The sequence below is a fragment of the Aminipila sp. genome (genome assembly GCF_032051575.1).
GTDB lineage: Bacteria > Bacillota > Clostridia > Peptostreptococcales > Anaerovoracaceae > Aminipila.
Genome location: NZ_DAMBYD010000001.1, coordinates 199,563 through 226,503, shown reverse-complemented (window position 1 = coordinate 226,503; position 26,941 = coordinate 199,563). Strand labels below are relative to the sequence as shown.

Below are 26,941 nucleotides of genomic sequence, written 5' to 3'. Positions count from 1 at the left end.
AACGAGGTTATACAGCCTCGTTAATCGTTATATGAATTTCACTAGGTGTTTCCACAATCTCAGATATGCCACCTTCTTTTTCAGCCTTCAGAGGAACCGTATAAATTCCTGCTCCAAGCCCTGTCAAATCAATAGAAAGCCCAATGTCATCAGCTGTTAGTTTTTCTACATCGGCCTCTTTCCCTGAGACTTTGACCTTAACACTCTGTGTATTTATTACAAGTGAAAGTTTTTCTCCAAGTCCGAGTGCAGTAATACTGCTGCTTGGTATCTCAAATTCCTTCACACTTATGCCTTTTATATCTATGCTCACTGCTGCCTTTTGTGATTCTTGTGCCAGCATGACTCCCTTAGGCAGTTTTACAGAGAGCGGGATTCCAGTAGTACCGGTCACTTTACTTATATCAATCGGATCTGCCGTTACTTTACTTATTTTTTCTAAATCTTCTTTTAATCCCTTTATTTTTACCTTATGTGGAACGTTCATATCCGTAACCTGATACGCCTTATCTACTTCACCTTTAACTTCCACCTCTAAAGGAACTTCTTTTATTTGATATACGGCTGCTTCAATATCAGCAGTATCAGAGGACAATTTAATGTTCTTTACACTTTGGCCTTTTGAATCTACAGTAGATAACTCCGTTGTAAATGCTTGAGATTTGCTTGTAAGCTTCGATACATCAATAGTTGCATTTACTGATTTCACACTAGCAACTCTTGATTTAGCACCTTTAACTTCCACTTCCTCAGGAGTCATGCTAAAGACTGTAGCCTCTAGTTTAGAATCAATAGCCCCGTTAAAGATGACATTTACCGGTTTATATACTGAAACTAGTTCTTCTATGTTTATAGTAAGCCTAGTGGTTTTCTGGTTTGCTACACTTACTGAATCAGGAAGTGTTACCGTTACTGGGATATAATTTTCACCTACCCCATATCCAAACACATCAGCTGTGGCAATTATGTCATTAGCCGAAATCTTTAATACATCAGAGCGAGTTCCTTCTATAACAATATCCATAAAATAATCTTCATCAGAACTAATGGCCAATCCTCTTTGATTTAAGCTCTCTACATTTACAAGCTTAATTGGCACGTTTGGTATCTTAACTTTTGTTGGTGGATTCTCAACAGCAGCTACGTATACCCACAAGAAAATCGCCAACACTATTGAAAGTAATTTCGTAAAATTCTTATTTTGCAGCATCGTTTTTTCTCCCCAACATATTGAAAATTGCAGCCAGACTTTTTGCTGCTACATTCTTTTCATCACCTGTGGCATTCAAAAACAAATTAAGCAAAGTCTTCTCAACCGTTTTAATATCCAAGAATCTAGATAATTTGCCATCCACAGCTATTGAAATAATTCCCGTTTCCTCTGAAACAATAAGCGTAATGGCGTCAGAATTTTCCGTAATACCAATACCTGCCCTATGCCTTGTTCCAAGTTCTTTGGATAAATTTTTATTCTGCGTTAATGGAAGCACGCATCCAGCCGCATAAATTTTATCCCCTCTTACAATAACAGCACCATCATGTAGTGGAGCCCCCTCATAGAAAATGTTTCCTAGAAGTTCGGTCGATATCTCCGCATTTAATATAGTACCTGTTTCAGCAATATCTGTTAAAGAGGTTTCTCTCTCTAATATAATAAGTGCACCTACTTTATTGGCCGAAAAATCGTCAACTGCTTTTATAAACTGAGCAGTAATATTTTTAGCTTTATCCTTATCAAACTGTCCGAAAGGTGCCTTTACTAACTTGCTTCTTCCCACATATTCCAATCCTCTTCTTAGTTCAGGCTGAAAAACTATAACTAAAGCCAAAACTCCCAACGTCATCGTTCCCTTTAATATCCAATTTAAAGTGTACAGATGAAACTGCTCAGAGGCTAAGGTTGCAAGCACTAAAACAAGCAGACCCTTTACTAACTGCTCTGCTCTTGATTCCCTTATAAATCCCAGTATTTTATATATTATAAATGCTACAATACAAACATCTATAGCATCCGTAATACTAATACCAGAAACTATGTTGCTAATATAATTCTGCATATGCTTTCCCCTATTCTATCCCCATTGGTACCCTCCTTCCATTGTACAAAAAAAAAGTAGTATTTTCAATAGCTAAAGTACAATGTAAGACGAAAAAATAGCAGGGTTTTTATCCCTGCTATAGTTTTTATGTTTTAAATTTAATATACAGTTTCAATCAAGCCGTAATTGCCATTCTTTCTTTTATATACTACATTTACAGATTCTGTATCCATATTCATGAATACGAAGAATGCATGTCCTAACAATTCCATCTGCATAACAGCTTCTTCCGTGTTCATGGGGCAAATCTCCATTTTCTTTTTCTTTACAACCGTTATCTCTTCTGTTTCATTATCATAGTCTGGAATTTCTCCAAACATGAACCCCTTATTATCTTTATGCTTTCTCTGCAATTTTGTCTTAAATCTTGACATTTGTGATGATAGTTTATCAACAACTCCATCAATCGCATCATAAGCAACATTTGCAGACTCCTCTGCTCTAAAAATAGTTCCTCCTGCATTTATAGTTGCTTCTATCTTCTGTTTATCACTTTCCGCAGAAACCATTACATTTGCTATAATGTCATTAGAGAAATACTTACTAAGTCTTTCCAACTTCTTCTCAATTGCATCCTTTAGATAGTCACTTGAACTTAGGTTTTTACTAGTAATTATAATCTTCATATAAATGCCCTCCCTTTTATTGAGTTGTTAAGTATATTATATCACCCACGTTCGACATTTTCCACAATTTTCTGAAAAAAAGATATAAAAATATTGAGATAGGGTGACTGTTCAGCTGACCTGGTCTTTGACCCCACACTTGCCTTTACCTGACTTTGTCAGAGGACTTACTTCTAAGCTACGCCATGATCACTGCCGCCTCGCGGATCAGCTTACGTGGATCCTTTTGCCCGTAACTGGCTTGGACTTTCAACCACAGACCTGAACAGTCACCTTATCTCAATATATATTTTGCTGCTATTAGCATAATAATTTTATTTAATTAGCTCCTGCTGCTAGAGTCAATACATAAACTTTATCGGCCCCCGCTTCCATTAAAATCCTGCTACACTCATCCACAGTGCTTCCTGTTGTGTATATATCGTCTATTAACAATATGCGTTCTCTTTGCAGTCTTAGGGATTCTTCTGCTATTCCATAAGAATCTTTGACATTTGCATGCCGTTGCTCTGCATCCAACTTGTTCATGGGGGCTTTATAATGTTTTCGAAGGAGCACTCGATTATTATAGACTACACCCAGTCCTTTGGCAACTACTTTCGCCATAAGTTCTGATTGATTATACCCTCGTTTCAACTGGTTTTTTGGATGCATAGGAACTGACATAACCATGTCCACCCTCAAATTCTCCAGTAAAATCCGATCCAGCAAAATTTTGCCTAGCTTTTCACCCATATAGGCACAACCATTAAATTTATATTTATGTACCATTTCTTTTTCTACAGAACCATATTGCATACAAGTGAACCCACGGTCAAAGTAAAAATTGTTATTTTTACAGTCATCACACAGTTCCAGCTCCTCTCTGATTTCATCAAGAAGCTTTCTTTTTTCAGTATCAGCCAGAACCTTCCCACATTTACTACAAGTTCTGCCATTGGCCCAGTTTAAAGATTCCAAGCATTGGTCACATAAAGAGTACACTCTGCTCTTATCAATTAAATTTCCGCAGCAAATGCAATAAATATTTGATGGAAAACATAAATCTAATATCATTTCTCTGAGACTCTCAACTTTATCCAGATTCAGTGTCATCTTTACCCCCAGTTTTTAATGAAAATCCCACCATATCTCTTCCTACTTCCGTAAAATTACAATAAGCTTTGTAGTCTTGCTTTCAATCCTGTAAATCTGTCCGTTATTCTATTGTTTTGGACCATAGCATACATTTTGTTCATAGAACCTACTAAAACAACAGCCTGTTTTCCCCTGGTCACAGCTGTGTAGAGCAGATTTCTGGTAGCTAGTACTGGCGGGAACCAAGTTACAGGCATTATGACTATAGGGAATTCACTTCCTTGGCTTTTATGAACTGTCACCGCATAAGCCAATTCCAGCTCATCTAGGTGTGTTACATCATAAGTAACATACTTACTATCATCAAATACAACGACGACCTCGTTAAATTCCTTATCAATATGGCTTATAAATCCCACATCACCATTAAAAACACCCTGACCTTCTGTAAAATCTTCAATACGCTTCCAAGTCATTTGATAATTGTTTTTTATCTGCATTACCTTGTCATTAACCCTAAAAATCTTTTCTCCATATTTCTGTTCCGCCAAATCAGGATTGGATGGATTCAGCACAGCCTGCATTTCTTTATTTAAATTAATACTTCCCAGCAAGCCTTTTCTTACCGGAGTAAGAAGCTGCATGTCCTTCATAGCATCACACTCTTTAAAATATGCCGGTAACCTCCTAACACATAAATCCTTGATAGTTTCTAGCATATCCTTTTCGCTATTTTTTTGTAGAAAGAAAAAATCCTTATCCTTTTCATTACAGTCTGGATTTTCCCCTTTGTTAATTTTATGTGCATTTACAACAATCAAACTTTCTTTGGCCTGCCTAAAAATTTCTGTAAGTTTTACTGAATAAATAACTTCACTATCAATTATATCTCTAAGAACATTTCCTGCCCCAACTGATGGCAACTGGTCCGAATCTCCTACAAATATCAGCCTGGTCCCTGGTACTATAGCGTTCATCAGTCCATTCATAAGTAATATATCAATCATAGAGGCTTCGTCAATGATTACCACATCATAATCCAAAGGATTTTCTTCAGTCTTTCCAAATCTCATCACATCTTCTCCTTCAGAATAATAATATTCCAAGAGTCTGTGTATAGTAGACGCATAATACCCCGATGTCTCTGTTATACGTTTTGCAGCTCTTCCTGTAGGGGCAGCTATGGCTGTCTTCATACCACTATGATCTAAAATATTCATGATTGCATTAATAATTGTGGTTTTTCCAGTCCCAGGTCCCCCTGTTATAACAGAAACTCCATTCTGCAGTGAGCTTTTAACTGCAAATTTTTGGTTTTCCGAAAGTTCTAATCCTTTTTCATTCTCTGTAATACCTATAAGGCTGTCAAGATCAGCATTTATTATTTTAAGTGCTGCATTATTTACTGCAATTAATCTTTTACATACGTTTTGCTCCGCCATAAAATAAGGCATCAAGAATACGACAGTCTGCCCTTCCAAATTTTCAATTTGAAGGTCACCTTCGAAAGCCATCCCTACTAAAACATCACTTACTGCTTCTGTGGAAATGTCCATAAGCTGTCCTGCTTTTTCACAAAGAAGTTTCTGTGGTATATATGTATGGCCTTCGTTCACATAATAATTTAAGGTAAATTTAACCCCACTCTGGATACGGTATTCATCGTCTTTTGCCAACCCTATCTTTTCTGCAATCGCGTCTGCTTTTTTAAAACCAATACCATAGACATCACTAACTAGCTGGTATGGATTTTGAGATACAATATCAATAGCTGCCATACCATATTCTCTATATAAACGGATAGCATAATTAGCCGTTATGCCGAATTGCTGTAAAAACATTGACACTTCTGCCACCGCTCTTTTCTCCTTAAAAGCCTCACCAATTGTATCTGCCTTTTTAGGACCGATACCTTCTATCTCTGACAATCTATCTGGTAATTCTTCCATAATCCTTAATGTATCTAATCCAAATTTCCCAACAATTAAAGCTGCAGTCTTCTTGCCTATTCCTTTTATGGCTCCAGATGCCAAGAAGTCTTCTATGCCTCTAGTTGAAGTGGGCAGCATCTCTTTCGCCTCTGTCACCTCAAATTGTTCCCCATAAGTGGGATGTGTCTTCCATGTACCAATAAATTCATAGCATCTGCCGTTGTCTGCAAAAGGCAAATATCCCACAGCCGTAAAGATCTCATCTTTATCTTCATCTTCAACTACTGCTATGGTATATCCATTTTCTTTATTTCTAAAAATTATGTCTTCAATTGTCCCTTTTTTTACATCAGTCAATGCCATATTTTTTCCTATCTATTTTATATATTTAAGTTTTTTAAAAGTTGCAGCCCATTTATTTTTGCTATATTTCCGTGCATGTTCAAGCATATCTTTTTTAGTATTTAAATTAGGCTTCATATGTGATAAATCTAAAAGTTCATCTAGAATTCTGTCAAAATCCTTTTCATCTATGCCCTCATCCCTTAAATCTTGTTGGCCAATTGCTAAATCCTCCACAAAAATAGGTTCATTAAATTCTTTTATATTGTCTAGAACATATTGTCTTGATGTTACACGGTTCACGGGCAAATCGTACACAATTCTTTGAGCCTTTGAAAGATTATTTAAAAATTCATATCTTTCCAAACCGTATTTTACAAGAAACTTTTTCAAATCGTACTTATTGGTCAAAAAATATATTTTATCTAGTAGATAAACTCCATCTAATAGGAAATTTTCATCTTCCTCACTATACCCTAATTTTTTTATGGCGGCCTCCGCTTTTTTAGGAGCCAAACACTTATAAAACAATGCTATTCTTCTTAATCTTGTTTGCATTGTTTTGTCAATATTTTCTACATAAATAGAGAGATCTTCCTTTTCAGCTTTAGACAGCTTTTGTGTTACTTCATCCCCCAAGATACAATCCAACGCCCCAACCCGAGCTAATAAAGTAAGACCTTTGCCCGCCCGCTTAGAAGAAATTATCTTTTCAAACAGCGTTCTAATCTGATCAACTGAGACACTATCTATCAGTTTGACTTTAGCTACTGCTGCATCAAATACAGTTTCATCTAAATCAAACTCAGCCTCACAGGCAAAAGAAATAATCTCAAGTATTCCTATTGGATTTTCTTCAAATTCCTTACTTGGATTTTTAACTATATCACTAATTTCTCTTGGCAAAACGACCATATTTTGATTCTCCTTTACTCTCCTAATGGCTTGTAAATTTTTCTATTATCTAAAGTCCATACCCTATCAGAAAACTCACCCGGCTGCACGCCTTGTAGTGCATCTGCCATGTCAAACATTCTTGCATCGATAATATCCAGATAATGTAATATCTCGGCCTCAGGAAACATTGGTTTTTTAGGGCTTCCAAACTCTGGTTCATAATGATGAGTTAAAATCATGTGTTCCAACATAATAGTCTTTTCTTTAGGCATCCCAATTTCTTCAGCAACTTTTTCAATAGACTTGATTCCCTGCACTAAATGTCCCAACAATTGCCCTTCAAAAGAATACCCTGTAGAAATACCCAGCTCATTGGAGTCTATTTCATTTAATTTTTCCATGTCATGTAATATCACGCCTGCAGCTACTAAATCTGCATTTACATTTGTATATACTTGACACATTCTTTCTCCGTTCATTAGCATTCTCTTTATATGGTATAAAAGACCTGCCAATTGTGCATGGTGGTTTTTCTGCGCTGCTGGATAATACATTAGTCGTTCTTTATTTTCATTCAGAAGTTTAATGCAAATAGCTTTTAAATGCTTGTCTTCCATATCCTCTGCGCGTTTATATATGTATTCATACATATCTTCTGCACGCTCTGGCGCAGCTTTTATTAAATCCATCAACTCTATAGGATCGTTATCAACTTTTTTTCGTACCTTCATAACTCTAAGCTGTTTCAATCCATTCCACTGTGTTACTACAGCCTTAATTTTAACAATATCTCCATCTTTAATCTCATTAATAGATGGTAATTCTGAATCTGAAATATCCCACTTCTTGGCAGTTACTTCTCCTGTAGAATCCGCTACTAACAGATCTAAGTATTGTTTCTTATTAGAACCCAATTTTAATGCTATAGTTTTTATGATAAAAAAGTCTGTTATCTCTTCGTCTGTTTTAAAATCAGCAATATAAAATTCCTTCATGAGTCATACCTTACGACATATTATCGTCGTCCTTTCCTTACCCAATCTAATTGCATATGGGCACATATAAGTATATACTAAATCCTTTACTGCGTGCAACAAATTCAAAAAAACTTTGGCCGAATCAGCAATTGAATTTCACAAACATCGATGAAACCATCTGGCTTATCAAAAGTAATAATTAAATTGTCCCACAATACAATGTCATTTTGAGCAAAGATAATTATTTTTTCATAAATGTTGTTTACGTATTTCTCATCGTTTAAAAGTCCAAAATGTTCCCAATATGATTTTTTCCTGTAATGCTTATGTAAATATTTTACATTTATATTATAATATGTAAAATGTTTATAGTCAATCTATTTTAATTTTTTTGTTTTTTTATATTCACTTTCTACACTTTTTTGTTATATGAATTTCTAATTTTGATTTAGTTATTGGGATATTTAGTTATTTGAGGCTTTTGGGTATTTGACTGATTTTAAGAGAAAATCCCTAGTTTACCATTTTACTTCCATTTTTGCACTAGCTTTATCTTTAAAATAGGATTCTGTTGTATGCTCAGGTCACGAAAGAGGGCTGTTAGCACTTTACTTTGCTAACAACCCTCTATAAAGGATCAAGTTTCTTAAAATATAGAGATTAAGACTTTTTATCAGGCAGCTTAAGTGCTGCCTGCACCAATAAATTAGATTCTTTAATGATGCCCCAGTTTCCTTTAAGATTTGTTAGTATTATGACACTTAGCTTTTCTTCTGGAATCTTTACGTACATGTTACTAAATCCGATGGAGCCACCCTCTGCCCATAGGGCATCTAACCCATTGTTAGTAGTACTATACCAACCACAACTAAATTTTGCAGGCCTATCAGTAGTACTATCATAGCACCAAAATTCATTTAAATACTGCCAGTGTTCAACTATTACCCCCAATTTCATTGCTTCGTTAAAAGTTTTATTACTTACCAATTGGCTCTTATCAATTGCCTGATCCCAAAGATACATATCATTTACATTTGAATAAATCCCCCCATCGCCAAGGGTTCTGCTATAAGCATGCTGATCACCTATTACAAACTTTCCATCTTTAAGTATAGTGCCATAAGCCCTGTCACCTACCGAGTTATAGCCTTCTACCAAAGCCGCCGAATTATCCATACCCAATGGTGCAAATATATTTTCATCCACAAAATCCTGATAGTTCTGACCGGTTACTTCTTCAACAATTAGAGCAAGAATGACAAATCCGGCGTCATTACTTATCTCAGCATATGACGATTCTGGAAAAGATGGGCGGGGATGTTTTTTAATGATTTCATATAAATCCCTATCTGATAAAGATGTACCATCTTCTGGATATAAACTATATATTTCAGGTAGCCTTGCGGTATTCGTCATTAAATCTGCAATAGTGACATCTTCTGCGTAATCAGGAAAATCTTTAAGAATCTTATTGACCTTCCAATCTAAGTCTATTAAGCCTCGTTCTTTTAACATTAATATACTTTCAGAAGTAAAACATTTTGATAGGCAACCTAGTCTGTAGCTTGTATTTGGGGTTGCGAGTTCTCCAGTTTCTACATTTTTGTGTCCATATGATTTTTCCAGAATCTTTTTTCCATCCTTCACCACCAAAATGCTAGCAGATGCTGTGTTTTCACCTTCATTTAATTTTCCATATATATTGTCTGCAATATTTTCAATATCTTCTGGTGTAGTTGTAGATTGACATCCAGATAAAAAACCGGCAGATAATATTAAGCTTATTGCTAAAACCGTTGCAAATGCATATTTTCTAAAATACATTTAACGCCCCCCTAATTTAACTCACTTCTTTTTTATCTTCAGTATATACCTGGATATGTAGTAACTCAATAAAACAAAAACGACACCCTCCAATTATTCAAAGTAAAGAATCATTCAAAAACGCAGAAAAGACTTAGTTTCTGACTAAATCCTTTCTTTTAAATTCATACTCATATTTAATTAAGTTGCAATTATTCTAACTCAGCCAGCCACATGGACACATCTGCATCACTTGGCATTCTCCAATCCCCACGAGGCGACAGGCTGACCGATCCAACTTTAGGCCCATCCGGAATACAACTTCTTTTAAACTGCTGGCTAAAAAACCTTCTATAAAAAGTCTTAAGCCATTTCTTTATAAATTCTTCATCGTAGTCATCTGCAAATACTTGCTTTGCTATGTTAAGCAGCTTCTTTGGCGGCATCCCATGTCGCAGGGTATAGAAAATAAAAAAGTCATGCAAAACATACGGTCCAACGCTATCCTCTGTTTTCTGTGCTATATCACCGTTTTCGTCAGGCGGCAAGAGTTCTGGGGAAATAGGGGTATCCAAAATATCCTGAAGCGTTTTTTTTAGCAAAGCATTGTCTCGACTAAAACCCTTATCCTCTGATGCTCCACTCAGCAAATTGTCCATAACCCATTTTACTACAAATTTCACCAAGGTCTTTGGAATACCTGCATTAACGCCGTACATCGACATATGATCTCCATTGTAAGTGCACCATCCAAGTGCCAGTTCTGACAAATCACCAGTACCTACAACAATTCCGCCCTCTTTGTTGGAAACATCCATCAAAATCTGAGTACGCTCTCTAGCCTGACAATTTTCGTAAGTCAGATCATGAACATCTTTATCCTGTCCGATATCTTCAAAATGTTTTAGGACAGCGTCTCCAATAGGAATTTCCCTGATTTCTGCTCCTAAAAGCCTCATTATGGTTAATGCATTATTATATGTTTTTCCTGTGGTTCCAAATCCGGGCATAGTAACTGCAACTATATCACAAGCAGGCTTATCCAGCAATTTGTGTGTTTGTGCTGTAACAAGCAGTGCAAGCGTGGAATCCAGCCCCCCTGATATTCCTACAATACATTTTTTTGCATGGGAATGCTCAATTCTTTTTGCCAGCCCAGCAGTCTGAATACTAAATATCTCACGGCAACTGTCATCCACTACCGCAGGATTACCAGGCACAAATGGATTCTTTTCATAAGGTCGCTTCACCTGCATGTCAGAATTTACTAACCTTATGGGTTCTAAGTCTACCTTTATGCATCTAGTTCTATCACTATACGCAGTGATGCTATTACTAAACGTCTGACCGTGGCTTCTTTCAAACTGTATCCTCTGAAAATCTATATCCCCAACTAGAATAACGTTCTCTCTTTGAAATCTCATTCCCTCTGCAATCAGGGAGCCATTCTCTGCAATCAAAGTCTGTCCACTAAACACAAGGTCTGTAGTGGATTCATTAACTCCTGCTGAAGTATATACATAACCACAAGTACTCTTTGCACTTTCAGAAAGCGCTATACTTTTTCTGTAACTTTCTTTTCCAACCGTTTCATTACTGGCTGAAGCATTAAAAATGATATCTGCTCCATTCAAGGCCAGATGGGTACCTGGAGTAATCGGCATCCACAAATCCTCACAGATCTCTAGGCCAATCCCAAATCCAGCCTGCTCATCTCTAAATACAATAGTACCAAAAGGAACTTCTTCCCCAAATATCCGAACGGACTTAACCTCTTTTATAATATTGGAACCTGCGGCAAACCACCTATCCTCATAAAACTCTTTGTAGTTAGGAATAAACATCTTAGGCACAATTCCCTTAATCTTGGCATTTTGAATTAATGCTGCACAATTGTACAAATTACCCTGAATTTTAAAATAAAACCCCACAATTGTTACAAGTTCTAAACCCTTTGATGCTTCCACAATCTGCTTTAGCCCCTTCAAGTTTTGCTCATACAAATGAGGTTGGTAAAATAAGTCTGCACAAGTATATCCTGTAATACATAATTCGGGAAATATAGCAATCCCCGCTTTCATTTCCTCACTTGCTGCCTGTCTCATGCACTGAATTATTTCATCTGAATTATACTGCGTATTAGCCACTTTAACCTTGGGTGATATAGCAGCCACCCTGACTAAGCCCATGTTTGTCATCATTTTCCCCTCTCAATTAATTCATATCCGCCAATAAATATATAGTATCCATTTTAATTTCTGTAATACCGATCAACCTTCACCTAATATTTTTTCATTATATAAAATCACTGCTTTTTTTGCAAGATATCCCGTCGTATTTTGTAATACAATGTTGATTTCTGCCATTATTCTTTGCTTGATACAATTTATCAAAAATATTTCCATACTTCTTCAAGTTTATACTAGTGTCGTATACATGTCAAACAACTATGTATACAAAAACAAGAAGAGGTATATAACCTGTGGGCCTATACCTCTTCTTTAAAACTATTATAAATCGGGTGAAATTTGCCTTTACTGGGCATCTACATATTTATTTAACATAACCTGTGCTTTAAACAAATCACCATCAATAACCACTTCAAACCAGCCTTTTTGTAGCTTTACTAAATCTTTTGCAATAGCTAAGCCTAATCCACTACCCTCTGTAGTTCTAGACTCATCACCCCGCTTAAATCTTTCCATCAATTCATCAGCATTGATGTTTAAAGGGTTTTTAGAAATGTTTTTCATTTCTAAGGTTATTACACTGGTAACACTTTCACTTTTAGTCCCAATTTCTTTAACATCAATATAAACTCGGCTGTTTTCAAGTGCATACTTTAAAACATTACCAAAAAGATTTTCTACTACCCTCCATAGCAATTGGCCGTCAGCCATCACATAATATTTGTCTCTATCTGCATTTATAATAAAATCTAAACCTGATGCCTGAATCCTTTGATCCATTTCACCTAATCCCTGATTGATCAAAGATAGGAGTTCAACTTTTTCTAAGTGTACAGGCATGGCTCCGCTGGAGGCCTTGGCCGCTTCAAATAAATCCTCTGTTAAGTGACGCAGACGCTCTGTTTTTTCGTCTAGTATCCTCAAATATTCAGGAGCATTCTCGCTGTCAAGACCTTCCGTTTTGAGCAAATCTATATAAGTAACCATAGAGGTTAGCGGCGTCTTTAAATCATGCGATACATTTGAAATCAAATCTGTTTTCATTCTCTGATTTTTCAATTCATTTTGTACTGCAACATTTGAAGCCTCTGAGATTTCGTTTATACTTTGTGCAAGTCTGTCTAATTCTCCATCTCCCTCTATAGGAATTTTATAAGTTAAATTACCGTTTTTCACTTCTTCTATGCCTTCTTTAATCCCTTCAAATTTCTTTACCCATTTTGGTGCGAAGACAACTATCACAAGAAAGACTAGTGGTGCTAAAAATACGGTAGCAGAAAGCACACATACCCCTAGCGTGCATATAACTATCTTTTTCATTAAGCTGCTGCCATTATATATATCTTTAACGCTATTCCATAATCTTCCACACCATCTATAAAAAACTAGATTCCAAAGTTTATAAATTAGTGCCTTTTTTATAAAGCAATGCGCTTTAAGCAATCTTACACAAGAAAGAATAAACCATAAACCAATAACAGCGATTGCCGCACAAATAGCTGCCAAAATAGCGATTTCCATTGAAGACATGGTTCTAGAGTACTCCCAGTTATCTAATGTTGAAGCCACTACCCAAAAGCCTGCTGCTGCCGACGTCACAATTGCTGCAATTTGAACTTCTGTCCAGATTCTGTCTAAGATATAAAGTTTACGCTTTCCTTCTTCATCTTTTCTTCCAGTAGTTACTACAAGATATAGGAATAGAAATAAACTTCCAGCCGCACATCCAGCAATCAAAGGAACCAGCTGAATAATATCTGAAGTATCCTGATACGCTAACTGTTTCTCATTAATATAATGGTCATTAAAAGCAAGATATACTTTTAAATTATCATTATATAGTGTAAAATATGAATCTTCAATTGATTGGTCAATATCCCTTACCCATGAGGTGGCATTATCTGATGATTCCGGTACTTTTGTCAGCTTCCCGCCTTTATAAATCATATATGCGGGATTTTTTTCAAATTCCTTAGTATCTGGAACAACTACTTTACCCTGTTCTGATGCTGTCAGTTTCATATTGGTAAGCGTGTTGATACCATCTGTCACAAAATATATCATGTTTTTTTGTGAATTTATTTCATCTTTTAGCGAATTAAAACTTCTTAGCTGATCTTTAATCAGCGTATCTTTTATTTCTTCAATTTGCTGTTTATTTGCTTCAATAAAGGCACTTCTCACAGTCTGATTATTTTCTATATCTGCATCATAAGTAACATATTGATAAGCATAATCTTTCGTTTCTTCGGCATCCATATCCTGATAATCATAAATATCTTTTTCCATAGGATACTGAATTCCGTTAATAATCATTACGGGTATATTTTTTCCATCCTTTTGCACTGAATCGTATGACATCTGCAATTGGTTTGCTACTATTTTCTTACCCCCGCAGTAGTAAGTTCCATCAAAATAAAGCTGTGCAATAGCCTCATACAATGGACCTTCATTCTCATCTAATAGTTTGCCTGCCTTTATATTTGCTTCACTCTTGTAATCTCCGATTAACTGTAAAAGATCATTAGATTCTTTACTAAACTCCCCTTGTAAATCACTACTCTCTATGTAGTTTTTGGTACCAAATATTTCATCTAAAGTAAAACTTCTGCCTGCCTTTTCTATCCCAATAACAGTAGCAATACTTCCAATAAGAGCTGCCACAAATAACATTACGCACATAATCAAGGCAAAAATTCTTACTGCCAGATTATCATTAAATTTTTTCAATTTTGTATCCAATGCCCCACACCACCTTTAAATATCTAGGATCCTTCGGATTAATTTCGATTTTCTCCCGAATTCGTCTTACATGCACAGCCACTGTATTTTCCGGGTTATATGCGGGCTCATTCCAGACTGCCTCATATATTTGCTCCATAGAAAATACACGTCCCGCATTTTCTGTTAGTAATTTTAAAATTCCGTACTCAATAGGCGTTACAACCACCTGCTCACCATCTAGTGTAACAGTTTTCTGTTCATCGTCTATTTCCAGTCCCCCTGTTTTAAAAACCCCATTTTTTTTCTCAAGGCTGCCAAGGCTTACATACCGCCTTAGTTGTGATTTGACCCTGGCAATTAGCTCTAAAGGATTAAATGGTTTTGTAATGTAATCATCAGCGCCTATGTTCAGCCCTGTGATTTTATCATAATCCTCTGATTTAGCAGAAAGCATGATAATAGGAATATTCTTGCCTTCTCTGATTCTCATAGTTGCACGCATGCCGTCAAGGTTTGGCATCATAATATCCATCAAAATAAGATGAATTGGGCTTTTGTCAACTATTTCAAGAGCCTGAAAGCCATCGTATGCTTTAAAAATCTCATATCCCTCATTTTTCAAATATACTTCTATGGCATTAACTATCTCTTTGTCATCATCACATACTAAAATATTCATTCATACCTCCACTACAGAAAGCCATGCTCCTGACTGCGCATCTGGCCATTTTGCCTTCTTTCTGATTATATTTATATAATAAATTCTAATTCTTACAAGAAAACTGTCGAAACTCTTACAAATTTCTTAAGGTTAATAATAACATAGTTTAAACAAAGTGGCAAAGCTTAGGATATAACATAAAAAAGGAGATGTTACCTCACAATTTGCTATTTGGCAACATCCCCTAATTTTAATTAAACAATTTATTTATTCATTCCTTAAACTTTCAAGTGCGCTTAAATTCATGGCACGCTTCGCCGGATAGTATCCTGCTATTACTCCGATTGCAGTTGCAAATACAACTGCTGCCACTGCAAGCCAAATGGGTATTCTTGAAATGGAGGATCCTCCACCTCCGCCTATACTACCAAGTGCTATGCTTATTATATCCTTAAGTACGGTATTCATTAGCAATGAAACAATAAAACTGAAAGCCAGCCCCACTACACCGCCTAAGAACCCTATTAAACCTGCTTCAAGCAAAAACATTTTACGGATATCACGAAGATTTGCCCCAATTACCTTCATAACTCCAATTTCTTTTGTTCTTTCGTAAATGGACATAATCATTGTATTTGTTATGCCTAAAGCAGCAACTAACAGGGAAATACCTCCAATGCCGCCTAGTATACCCTGAATCATTTTAGCAGTCTCTTTCATGGATTCAAGCCAGTCACTAGGACTTGAAGTCTGGAATCCCTGATCTCGAAGCTGTTCACTTATTTTGGCTGAATCATTGATATCTGTTACATATACTAATGCCTGATCATACGTTTTAGACCCTGATGAAAAAGTACTTTCTTTTTTAGCCTTTTTTATTTCCTTAGATATATCTTCAAGCGCTTCAATATTCATATAAGCGCAATATGCCGAATCATCATCAGGGTTTTCAAGTACCCCAACAGCTCTGGTTTCATATTCTTTATATACTACCTTATCCGACTCATCTTCGCCTGTGTTTTGTTTTTTCTGCCCATAATTCTCATCCCCAGTAATAATCATTTTCTTCACTGACATTACATCTAATGGTGTTCCACTCCAGTCACTACTTTTTGGATCTTGAAACCAAGTTGGAACTTGATTACCAAACAAAATTTCGTACTCATCTGTAGAATTTAAAAGTCTGCCACCATCTAGAACCTTATAGTTAAACTTTTCTAACACTTCAGGGCGGATACCCTGTACCTCAGTCTGTGCAATCTTCTTACCCGCACCAATAACAAGATACTCACTTATGACTGGTGTGACAGCTCCTACACCCTCCATTTTTTCCATATCCTTAAGTGCCTTATCATTAATTACTCCTTTGGCATCCTGCATTTGCTGCATCATCTGCCCGTTGCCATTACTCATAACCGTAATCATATGAAGATTACCATAACTTTCAATCTGTTCCTGATAGCTGTCTGTTAATCCAAATCCAATGGACATCATTACAACAATAGCGCAGGTACCGACAATTACACCAACAACTGCAAGCAGGGTTCTTGTTCGCCGTCTGAGCAAATTGCGAAAACACAAGTCAATTAAATCTCTACTATTCATAACCTCTGCTCCTTATTTGCCCTCTGGCTTTTTATTTACGTCCTCAGTCTCCGCGATTTCTATGTCATAGTCATCTTCTATCTCAAGCGCTGCATTAAGCTTTTTCTTTCTATGTTTTTTAAACAAAATACCTGCAATAATACCTACCACAACAACGCCTCCTGCTATAATAAGAGCCCATGGAGTGTGTTTTTCAGGCTGCATGTCTTCAGGATTCTCTTCATCATATACCGGAGCCTCCATAACTTCAAAAGTAAATGGCACTTCAAGGAATTGAGCTTCTCCTTTTCCGTCTTCATATGTAAATGTTATAGTTCCTGTCATTGGGCCTACTTCTTTTGGTACAAAATTAAATCTGTAACTGTCACTTTTTCCACTTTCCATGTTTCCCGCATAATAACTATTGGATTCCATAACATCAAAATTGCCTTCACAGTTTGCCCTTAAATTACTTAAAACCGTTTTCCCCATATTGTAAAATTCTAATTCGCAAGTACCCTGCTGACCTACATATACTTCTGCTGGTGGAACAATTTCATCCACAACCAGTTTGGTTTTTTGTGTTACCGGAATAGCTATAACATCATCTGCCTCAAGGGGATCTCCAGAACCAGCCTCATATGTCATTTTTACTGTTATAGGTGTGGTTTTCTGCTCTGCCTGCGGTTTTGTACTTAACCTGATACTTTTTGTATAATGTCCTTTTGCTTTAATACTATCAATAAAAAATGAATTACTTCCACCTACCGGTACAAACACACCATCTTCATTTGTTAAAGAAACTTTAACATTTGAAAGGGTTTTACCTGAAGTATTAAATAGCCCTATATTTAAATAGAAATCTGTCCCAGCCTGAACAACACTGCCACCATAAGAATAATTGTCAATTAACAATTGTGGTTTTTTTGCAGTTGATCCATCCGATAGAATAGTAACTGTGGCGTACTGCGTTACACCAGTAACGGTATCCTTTTCCGAAGTAGCGGCATTAGTAGGAGATGCCATTATTTTAATAGGGTAGCTTTTTTGATCTGCCCCATCAAAAGAATAAAGCTTGATATTATATTGCTTACTGCCACCTTTTGGAATATTATCTATAAAAATATTTCTTGATTTATTAATGATACCTTCAGCAGGTTCCACTGCTACTTTAACATTTTTAATCTCTGAATTCCCAGTGTTTTGAACAGTAAATGCAAGATTAAAAGGTTGTCCTGAGTTGACCTGCTCTGGAATATTTACATTTGTTATGGAAATGTTGTCAGTACTAACATTCCCTGATCCTTCTATAGGAATATAGAAAGTTTTCTTTGCTTCAACGTCTCCATTCATATAGTTAAGACCTAAAACTTCAACCTCTATTGGATAGTTCTTGCTTTCTATGCCTTCTTTTACCGTAATAGGGAACTCTACTGTCTTTCTTGTCCCAACGGATACATATCCCAATTGGGTTTGATTACTTCCATTATAAATGGATAAACCCTCTGGAAGATTCAAAGAGACTACTGCATTTTTGAGGGTTGTGTTTCCATAGTTGTACACTTCAATTGTCAATTTGTTATCGTTGCCCTGAACAAAGCCTCCGGCAGGTTGTACTGCATGAGAAATATCCACTCCTGCTACAGTTTTAGAGTCTCTATTATCTGTGGATAGTCTTTCATAAACCGTAAAAGTTGTACTTTGTTCCAAAGTTTTTTGATTAGGCAAATCTGCTCCCCCAGAATCTTTCAGATTTGCAGAAAACCTGCAATTTCTTTCTCCTGTGTTAGCTGATTTTGTTACTTCTACCATAAAACTTACCGTTTGCTTGGCCCCTGAGGGTATAGACACACTTCCTGCATTTTGGTTAATATTAATACCTGCACCTTCAATATTCAAGGTCAAATTTTGTACATTAACCGTTTCATCTCTATTATTTTCAATTTGAAAACCTACAGAAATATTTTTATCTCCCTGCATTCCTCCTGGGGACCCTATCGTTTCTATTTTGACTCCGCCATTAGTGACTGCATAAGCAACACTATCATTTACAAGTGCTGGCATAAATCCTGGTGCTAAAGAATATAAGAACACCATAGCTATTGCCATTGATAGACCCAACCCACGTTTTACAATACTTCTTTTACTGTTCATCGCTCTTTTCTCCCTCTTCTTGTTCCTTCTCTACACTATCCTTTACAGTAACACTTAGTATATTTCCATCCTGAATTGTTACTACTTTATCTGCATAATTTGCAATGCTTCTGTCATGAGTTACTATTATTAAGGTCTGTTTATGTTGTCGTACCTGATTTACAATAAGGCTCATTACTTCCTTAGTGGTATTGGTATCCAAATTTCCTGTGGGTTCATCTGCAAAGATAATTTTAGGAGTTCCCGCTAATGCTCTTGCAATTCCAACCCTCTGCTGTTGTCCTCCACTCATTTGTGTAGGTCTACGATTTCCATACCCTTTTAGTCCTACTGCTTTCAGTGCATCTTCTGCAATTTTATTTCTTTTTTTCTTATCGATACCTCTAAAAATTAAGGGAAGGCTGACATTTTCAGCAGCTGTCAGCATTGGTAGTAAATGATAAGCCTGAAAAATAAATCCAATATTTTTTTGTCTAAATAAAGTTACCTTCTCTTCATTTAATTTATGTATAGGTATCCCTCCGATAAAAATCTGGCCTTTTGTAGGTTTTTCAAGCCCTGCAACCATATTTAGAAAGGTTGATTTACCCGACCCCGAAGTCCCTAAGAAACATACAATTTCTCCCTTATATATTTCCAGGCTTACATTATTTAGAGCTACAACTTTTTCATCGCCCATTCTATATATTTTTCTGACATTTTTTACTTTAATTAGCGGTTCCATCAGTCTCCCCTCTATTTACAACAAGTTTAAAAAGCGAACTCCACCCCTAGAGTTCGCAGTTTAAAGCAATTTAATTGTTTGTCTTCATATGTCAAGAGCCCCCACTCTTTTATGACATACTACTTCACAATACACCTTCTGTGTCTACAGTGTACTACTTGTAGTAGTACACTGTCAATCCCCTGTTTTAGATATTTTTTGACAAACAATTACTTTTTTCGACAATAAAATCTCCAGTCCCAATAATCCTATACTATATAAGACGTAACCAGTTGCAAAAACGTTTCACATTTTTACCAATTATTTTCAAAAATTTTTCATTTCTGCCAATTACCCTCTCAATTTAACCTTTTATTCTTAAAAAACTCTTTATATAATCTTAAGAAATCTTAAGATTATATAAAACAAAAGCCATCTCAAATAATAAAATTTGCAGATGGCCTCTTTTGACTTTTTTCCGTTTAGCTCTCAATGATTTCTTCAACCATTTGCAGCAGTTCTTCTTTTGTCAGCTTATCATCGTAACATTCTAAAGAATAACTAATTCCATCTTGTTCCCATCCCAGTATCTGGATATGCTTTACACAATCATAATCTTCTCCGAAAGAAAATACATAAGTTTCATTAGCTTCATCAATCTTATCCTGTTCTGTCATAACGTAATCCGCCGGCTTAAGTTTATTTAAATAATCATAATAATACACATTATTTTTCCCTGAAACCGCAATTTTTTTTCCGTCTTCTAAACCATTGTCAAACTCAACACCTTCTGGTTTTTCCATAATATATAAATATAGTTCTGAATCCCCTTTTAGGTAAGTAAAATCTGCGGATTTTAACATTACTGTTGTATTGTTCTCTACATTTTTACCTTCATACTCACCCACGAAACCTACTTTGAATTTGTACCCATTTTCAAACTCCTCAAGATATTTAGGAACAAAACCAGCAACCTTTTCCATTTGTCTCTCGCTAGGATAACTTTCGAATTTATTATCTAAGCTTCCTGAATAATTTACTATTTTTGTTGCTGCAAAGCAAGCAACCGTTGTTAACACTAATAACATACAAGCAACTAAAATTCCTCTAGTCTTTTTACATCTGCCTGTTTTCATATATTGTTCCTCCCTATTTCTACTTTCAATTTTCATATTAATCACTTCAAACATATCCGCAGAAGGATTCATTTCTTTTGCCTTCTGCCCAACTGCTTGTTTTAACTCATCCTCAAACCTTATAAATGACCGCATCTGTCACACCCTCCCCCGTACCTGTTTCTTGTATCTGCAGACTTTTCTTTAGATTTTTTCTTGCAGTATGCAGCCTTGATTTTACCGTTCCTTCAAAGCATCCCATAATACTTGCAATTTCTGAAACAGAAAATTCATTATAATAATAAAGCAAAACTGTTGTTTTTTGTTTTTCTTCAAGCCTATTAACAGCTGACATAATCTTTTCCGCATTTTCTTTATTAATAAAATCCAGTTCAATTTGTTCTGTGTCTTTGTAATCAGCAAGCTCAAATATATTTTCAACAGGTACAACTGTTTTTTCTTTTGCAGACATTCTCCATGCAATTCTTGTTAAGCTCTTAAAAAACCAGGTTTTAAATTGCATTGGGTTTTTAAGGTTTCTAATTTTTAGATAGCATTGAACGAAAGCCTCCTGGGTAATGTCTTCAGCTAAAGCTTTATTATTCGTTAAAAGGTATGCCGTCCTTACTGCTTTAACTTTATATAACTTAAAAATTCTATCAAAAGCAGCTTTATCCCCCTTTTGCAGTCTTATAACAAGTTCTGCACTATTATCTTCCATGTTTATCTCCTTTCCGTGTACACATATATAAGAGACGACCTTTTGTATTTTGGTTCATTTTTATTAATTGCTTTCTGTATATTTTAGCCTCACTGATATCTTTTAGAATAAAGGATTTATGTCCGAAATTCAATTGCCTAGTCTGTCCTGATAGCTTCAAAAAAAGAAAAGGTGCCCCCTTATTGGGAGCACCACATTGCTCAGTTTCTAACTTTCAGAATCTCATTTTAAAGCCTTTAGATTTCTACCTTATGGAAGGTCTTCTTACCTTTTTTAATAATAATGGCACCTTCTTTAAACATATCTTTTGTAACCATCATTTTAGGGTTTGTAACTTTTTCATCGTTAATTAAAAGTCCACCGCCCTCAATGGTTCTAAAACCTTCTCCATTGCTAGGCACTAACTTAAGCATCTTAATTAGGTTAACTATGCCCATTCCGTCTCCATCAAAGTCAGCAGCTGCCATTTTAGTTGTTGGAATATTACTCATATCACCACCGCCACTAAATGCAGCTCTGGCCGCCTCCTGAGCTTTTTCAGCCTCTTCTTCACCATGAACAAGCTTAGTAACTTCAAATGCCAGAACTTCTTTTGCTTTGTTAATTTCTGCATCCTGAAGAGACGATAGTCTTTCTACCTCTTCCATAGGAAGAAAAGTTAACATACGAAGACATTTGTTTACATCAGGATCTGCAACATTTCTCCAGTATTGATAGAACTCATACGGAGTAGTCTTTTCAGCATTCAGCCATAAAGCGCCCTTCTGAGTCTTACCCATCTTAATGCCTTCACTGGTTGTAAGAAGAGAGAAAGTCATGCCGTAAACCTGTTTGTCTACTTCACGTCTTGTCAAATCAACACCCTGAAGTACATTGGACCATTGATCATTTCCACCAAATTGCATCTTGCAGTCAATATCTCTAGCCATTACCATAAAATCATATGCCTGCATAAGCATGTAATTAAACTCAAGGAAAGAAAGGCCTTTTTCTAATCTCTGCTTGAAGCATTCTGCACGCAACATATTATTTACAGAGAAATGTCTTCCAATATCCCTGATAAATTCAATATAGTTAAGATTCATAAGCCAAGACGCATTATTTACACAAATAGCTTTTCCCGGATCCGGCTCCTTATTTGCCGAAGCCTTGCCAATAGTTTTACCATCTCCGCCTGTATATACCCATTCATTATCAAAATCAAGAAATTTGTCAAAAAGTTTCTTAAAAGCATTGCAATTGTTCTGTACAGTTTCAGTCGTCATCATTTGACGCATATCCGTTCTGCCTGACGGGTCCCCTACCATTCCAGTTCCTCCGCCAATTAAAACAATTGGGGTATGCCCATACTTCTGCATGTACATCATGATGATAACCTGCATAAAGTGACCTACATGCAGGCAATCTGCGGTTGGGTCAAATCCTATATAGAACTTTATTTTTTCTTTTCCTAAAAGTTCCTTAATTTCTTCCTCATTCGTACACTGCTCAATAAAGCCTCTTTCCTTCAGCACGTCAAATACATTATCATGCTTACTCACGTTATCTGGTATAAAATTCATACTACTTCCTCCAATCAGCCACCTTTTCTGCACTAGTGACTAAATCCTACATTTGAAGTCCTGCCCACATCAGTGATGTGGATTGCAGGTCTCATACAGAATTTCAGCAGTTATTAGCTGCTAGAAATTTTCAATTATTTTGTACCGTATAAACGGTCCCCAGCATCGCCCAAACCTGGAATAATATATGCATTTTCATTCAACTTTTCATCTTTAGCCGCAATAAAGATATCTACATCCGGATGAGCCTTTTGTAAGGCTTCAATCCCCTCAGGAGAAGCAATCAAACACATAAAGGTGATGTCTTTTGCTCCCTTGTCCTTTATAAAATCAATAGCAGCAATAGCACTACCGCCTGTAGCAAGCATAGGGTCAACGACAAATACCTGTCTTTTTACAATATCCGTTGGCAATTTGCAGTAATACTCTACAGGAATGTGAGTTTCTGGGTCTCTATATAGTCCAACATGTCCAACCTTTGCATTTGGAACAAGTGCTAACATTCCGTCTACCATTCCAAGACCAGCTCTTAAAATTGGAACTATGGCAATATCTTCACCCTGAAGCATCTTCATGGTTGTCTTGCACATTGGTGTTTCAATTTCAACATCTTCAAGTGGAAGATTTCTAGTAGCCTCATATCCCATAAGCATGGAGATTTCTCTAACCATTTCTCTGAAATCTTTTACACTTGTATCTATCTTTCTAATCATTGCTGTCTTGTGCTGAATTAACGGATGATCAAATACATATACTTTACCCATTTATTGTTTCCTCCCTGCATTGCTTGCATTTAATTATTTAATTTATTACATATTGTTTAACATATCTATACGGCGCTGATGTCTGCCGCCTTCAAATTTTGTATCCAGCCAAGTCTGTGTAATATTCTTTGCTGTTTCTACATCTATAATTCTTCCACCCATAGCAAGGATATTCGCATCATTATGCTTTCTTGTCATTTCTGCCATGTGTGCATCTGTACATAATGCACATCTTACACCCTTTACCTTATTTGCTGCAATCGAAATGCCAATGCCTGTTCCACAGCAAACAATTCCTCTTTCGACTTTGCCTGAAGCTACCGCCTCACCACATGCCTTTCCATACTCAGGGTAATCAACAGAATCTGTTGTATTTGTTCCTAAGTCAAGAACTTCAATTCCTTGTTCTTCTAAATACTTTTTAATGCTTTCTTTTAGTTCTAAACCGCCGTGGTCACATGCCATTGCTATTTTCATATTTGCTTTCCTTTCTTTTGCATATATGGTGTTTTTATACATTTAAAATGCTGTATCCTGCTGATTTCAGCATTCTATTCATTACCGCAAAGCCTACTCCATCATTAGAATCTAAAGCTCCTGCCAAAATCATATCCACCGCTTGTACATCAAAGTCTCGAAGTTTAGCAAAAAAGTCGTGAGCCGCCTCTTTGAACTGGTGGTCTCCAAATAATATCACTCCTACGTTTTTTCCTTTTGCCTCATTCTCAGCTTTCAATTTTTCTATTTCAGCCTTAACTTTACTTATTTCCCCAGAAATTATCAGCATCTCTGCTTTTGGAGCATAATGCTTATATTTCATACCAGGAGCCTTCGGCTTAAAATCCTTATCGGAAACGTCCCTTGGGCGATTCACAAATAAAGCAGGGTCCATTTCAACTTTCTTGCCTAGCTTTTCTACAGCCTTTTCTAAATCTTTCTGGGTGATAATACCTGGTCTTAAGATGGTAGGTATATCATCCGTTACATCTACAACTGTAGATTCAATCCCTACCTGACAATCATGCCCCATAAGGATTGCATCTATTCTGCCTTGTAAATCCTCTACCACATGCTCTGGTTTTGTAGGGCTTGGTCTTCCTGATATATTGGCACTGGGAGCCGCGATGGGACAACCCGATTTTCTGATTAATTTCCTTGCAATCTCATCAGAGGGCATTCTAACGCCTACAGTGTCTAATCCCCCTGTTGTAGCATCAGGAATGCCCGGCATTTTTCTTACTACCATAGTAAGTGGACCTGGCCAAAATGTCTCCATTAAAGCTTCCATAATTGGTGTAACTACAGGTGTAAGCCTGGCTAGTTCCTCTTTCTCTGCTATATGAACAATCATCGGATTGTCACTGGGTCTTCCCTTTGCTGCATACACTTTCCCCACTGCCCGGCCATTCATCGCGTCTGCTCCAAGTCCATAAACAGTTTCTGTAGGAAAAGCCACCAATTTGCCATCAGCAATCAGTGCAGCCGCCAGTTCGATATTTTCAGTTGTTACGTCTAAAAGTTTAGTTTCCATCTATTCATACCTTAAAAGTTTTTCATCTTCTCTGCCTGGTCACTTGTAATCAAGCCATCAATAATTTCATCTAAATCACCATCCAGGAAATAATCCAATTTATATATAGTAAGATTAATTCTGTGATCGGATACTCTGCCCTGTGGGAAGTTGTAGGTTCTTATTCTTTCACTTCTATCGCCGCTCCCTACCTGGCTCTTTCTTTGGTCGGCGATTTCCTTATTCTGTTCCTGCTGCATTAAATCATACAATCTTGAGCGTAAAACCTTAAAGGCTTTTTCTTTATTCTTTATTTGTGATTTTTCATCCTGACAGGTTACTACCAATCCTGTTGGCATATGAGTAAGTCTAACCGCTGAATCCGTTGTATTTACACACTGCCCACCATTACCAGATGAACGGTATACGTCTACACGAACATCATTTGGGTTAATAGAAACTTCAACGTCATCAACCTCAGGAAGTACTGCAATAGTTGCAGCCGATGTATGAATACGTCCTGAAGACTCTGTTTCAGGTACACGCTGTACTCTGTGAGCACCACTTTCATATTTCAGTCTGCTATATGCTCCCTTACCCTTTATTAGAACTACCGCTTCTTTAACTCCGCCAATACCAGTGTCATTCATCTCAAGAATCTCAGTTTTCCATCCACGTCGTTCCGCATATCGCATATACATTCTTAAAAGGTCAGCACCAAATAATGCTGCTTCATCACCACCAGTTCCCGCTCTTACTTCAAGAATAACATTTCTCTCATCATTAGGGTCTTTTGGAAGAAGTAAAATATTCAGTTCATCTGAAATACTTTCAATAGCAGGTTCCAGTTCATTAATTTCCATTTTTGCCATTTCACGAAGTTCTTCGTCGTTTTCTTCAAGCATCTCTTTTGCCGCTTGAAGGTCCTCTTTGGCTTTTTTATACTCTTTGTACTTATTTACTATAGGCTCCATTTCGCCCATTTCCTTAATATGCTTCTGCCAAACCGGCTGATTGTTAATAATCTCTGGGTCAGAAACTTTCAAAGAAAGCTCTTCATACTTTTCTAATATAAAATCCAGTTTATCAAACATTTATCGTTCTCCTTAATTTATTGGTTATCTATCTAAACGCCGAACCAGGACCGTTTGGCCCAAATGCCCAGTCCTCTCCATACTAACTATTTAGTATAACATAATTTATCATAAAAAAAAACTGGAAATTAAAATTTCCAGTTAATTTAAAGCTACTTCATTAGTCGATATTATACTTTGTCTTAAACTTTTCAACACGACCGCCACGGTTAATGAACTTCTGTTGTCCTGTAAAGAATGGATGACAAGATGAACAAACTTCAACTCTGATCTCTTCCTTATTTGACTTTGTCATGAACGTGTTGCCGCATGCGCAAGTAACTTTACATTCCTTATAACTTGGATGGATTCCTTCCTTCATGCTATGCACCTCTCTTGCTCTTGGCCCCGCGGCCTCCGCATTATTAC

At 36.5% G+C, this 26,941-nt stretch carries 22 protein-coding genes; all 22 read right to left on the bottom strand.

Going from position 1 to position 26,941, the window contains the following annotated elements:
* Window positions 1-7: 7 nt before the first annotated feature.
* Entirely contained in the window at window positions 8-1,210 is a 1,203-nt protein-coding gene (locus tag RTW14_RS01005; RefSeq protein ID WP_312647504.1) for a CdaR family protein, read from the bottom strand.
* Complete coding sequence (gene cdaA, locus RTW14_RS01000; protein ID WP_312647503.1) at window positions 1,197-2,057, bottom strand: diadenylate cyclase CdaA; 861 nt, start codon at window positions 2,055-2,057, stop codon at window positions 1,197-1,199. The genes RTW14_RS01005 and cdaA overlap by 14 nt, the downstream gene beginning before the upstream one ends.
* Window positions 2,058-2,197: 140 nt before the next feature.
* Window positions 2,198-2,725, bottom strand: coding sequence for a ribosome hibernation-promoting factor, HPF/YfiA family (hpf, locus tag RTW14_RS00995; protein ID WP_312647502.1), 528 nt, complete (start codon window positions 2,723-2,725; stop codon window positions 2,198-2,200).
* 318 nt (window positions 2,726-3,043) lie between these two features.
* On the bottom strand, window positions 3,044-3,820 hold the full coding sequence (locus RTW14_RS00990) for a ComF family protein (RefSeq protein WP_312647501.1): 777 nt from the start codon (window positions 3,818-3,820) through the stop codon (window positions 3,044-3,046).
* Window positions 3,821-3,876: 56 nt separating this feature from the next.
* The gene (recD2, locus tag RTW14_RS00985) at window positions 3,877-6,096 is read right to left on the bottom strand and encodes an SF1B family DNA helicase RecD2 (protein WP_312647499.1); all 2,220 of its coding nucleotides are present in this window, start codon (window positions 6,094-6,096) and stop codon (window positions 3,877-3,879) included.
* Between the two features lie 12 nt (window positions 6,097-6,108).
* Entirely contained in the window at window positions 6,109-6,990 is an 882-nt protein-coding gene (locus RTW14_RS00980; RefSeq protein ID WP_312647497.1) for a hypothetical protein, read from the bottom strand.
* A 14-nt stretch (window positions 6,991-7,004) separates the two neighbouring features.
* Complete coding sequence (locus tag RTW14_RS00975; RefSeq protein WP_312647495.1) at window positions 7,005-7,967, bottom strand: 3'-5' exoribonuclease YhaM family protein; 963 nt, start codon at window positions 7,965-7,967, stop codon at window positions 7,005-7,007.
* Window positions 7,968-8,609: 642 nt separating this feature from the next.
* On the bottom strand, window positions 8,610-9,773 hold the full coding sequence (locus tag RTW14_RS00970; RefSeq protein WP_312647494.1) for a serine hydrolase domain-containing protein: 1,164 nt from the start codon (window positions 9,771-9,773) through the stop codon (window positions 8,610-8,612).
* Window positions 9,774-9,964: 191 nt separating this feature from the next.
* Window positions 9,965-11,953: an NAD(+) synthase gene (locus RTW14_RS00965; RefSeq protein WP_331654372.1), complete on the bottom strand. Its 1,989-nt coding sequence runs from the start codon at window positions 11,951-11,953 to the stop codon at window positions 9,965-9,967.
* A 333-nt stretch (window positions 11,954-12,286) separates the two neighbouring features.
* Window positions 12,287-14,683: a HAMP domain-containing sensor histidine kinase gene (locus RTW14_RS00960; protein ID WP_312647491.1), complete on the bottom strand. Its 2,397-nt coding sequence runs from the start codon at window positions 14,681-14,683 to the stop codon at window positions 12,287-12,289.
* Window positions 14,658-15,344, bottom strand: coding sequence for a response regulator transcription factor (locus RTW14_RS00955; RefSeq protein WP_312647490.1), 687 nt, complete (start codon window positions 15,342-15,344; stop codon window positions 14,658-14,660). The genes RTW14_RS00960 and RTW14_RS00955 overlap by 26 nt, the downstream gene beginning before the upstream one ends.
* Before the next feature lie 249 nt (window positions 15,345-15,593).
* Complete coding sequence (locus tag RTW14_RS00950; protein ID WP_312647489.1) at window positions 15,594-16,931, bottom strand: ABC transporter permease; 1,338 nt, start codon at window positions 16,929-16,931, stop codon at window positions 15,594-15,596.
* 12 nt (window positions 16,932-16,943) lie between these two features.
* Window positions 16,944-19,064, bottom strand: a complete 2,121-nt coding sequence (locus RTW14_RS00945; RefSeq protein ID WP_312647485.1) for a COG1361 S-layer family protein — start codon at window positions 19,062-19,064, stop codon at window positions 16,944-16,946.
* Window positions 19,054-19,788, bottom strand: a complete 735-nt coding sequence (locus RTW14_RS00940; protein ID WP_312647481.1) for an ABC transporter ATP-binding protein — start codon at window positions 19,786-19,788, stop codon at window positions 19,054-19,056. Before RTW14_RS00940 ends, RTW14_RS00945 begins: the two co-directional genes overlap by 11 nt.
* 461 nt (window positions 19,789-20,249) lie before the next feature.
* Window positions 20,250-21,038, bottom strand: a complete 789-nt coding sequence (locus RTW14_RS00935) for a hypothetical protein (RefSeq protein ID WP_312647478.1) — start codon at window positions 21,036-21,038, stop codon at window positions 20,250-20,252.
* Window positions 21,016-21,603 carry an RNA polymerase sigma factor gene (locus RTW14_RS00930; RefSeq protein ID WP_312647476.1) on the bottom strand — a complete coding sequence of 196 codons (588 nt, stop codon included), beginning with the start codon at window positions 21,601-21,603 and terminating at the stop codon, window positions 21,016-21,018. The genes RTW14_RS00935 and RTW14_RS00930 overlap by 23 nt, the downstream gene beginning before the upstream one ends.
* Before the next feature lie 236 nt (window positions 21,604-21,839).
* Window positions 21,840-23,165: a tyrosine--tRNA ligase gene (tyrS, locus tag RTW14_RS00925; RefSeq protein WP_312647474.1), complete on the bottom strand. Its 1,326-nt coding sequence runs from the start codon at window positions 23,163-23,165 to the stop codon at window positions 21,840-21,842.
* Between the two features lie 134 nt (window positions 23,166-23,299).
* Entirely contained in the window at window positions 23,300-23,929 is a 630-nt protein-coding gene (upp, locus tag RTW14_RS00920) for a uracil phosphoribosyltransferase (protein ID WP_312647473.1), read from the bottom strand.
* A 45-nt stretch (window positions 23,930-23,974) separates the two neighbouring features.
* On the bottom strand, window positions 23,975-24,406 hold the full coding sequence (rpiB, locus tag RTW14_RS00915) for a ribose 5-phosphate isomerase B (protein ID WP_312647471.1): 432 nt from the start codon (window positions 24,404-24,406) through the stop codon (window positions 23,975-23,977).
* 34 nt (window positions 24,407-24,440) lie between these two features.
* The gene (locus tag RTW14_RS00910) at window positions 24,441-25,460 is read right to left on the bottom strand and encodes an L-threonylcarbamoyladenylate synthase (protein WP_312647470.1); all 1,020 of its coding nucleotides are present in this window, start codon (window positions 25,458-25,460) and stop codon (window positions 24,441-24,443) included.
* 11 nt (window positions 25,461-25,471) lie between these two features.
* The gene (gene prfA, locus RTW14_RS00905) at window positions 25,472-26,533 is read right to left on the bottom strand and encodes a peptide chain release factor 1 (RefSeq protein ID WP_312647468.1); all 1,062 of its coding nucleotides are present in this window, start codon (window positions 26,531-26,533) and stop codon (window positions 25,472-25,474) included.
* 160 nt (window positions 26,534-26,693) lie between these two features.
* Window positions 26,694-26,894 (bottom strand): 50S ribosomal protein L31, encoded by a 201-nt coding sequence (rpmE, locus tag RTW14_RS00900; RefSeq protein ID WP_312647466.1) that lies wholly within the window; start codon window positions 26,892-26,894, stop codon window positions 26,694-26,696.
* Window positions 26,895-26,941: the final 47 nt, after the last annotated feature.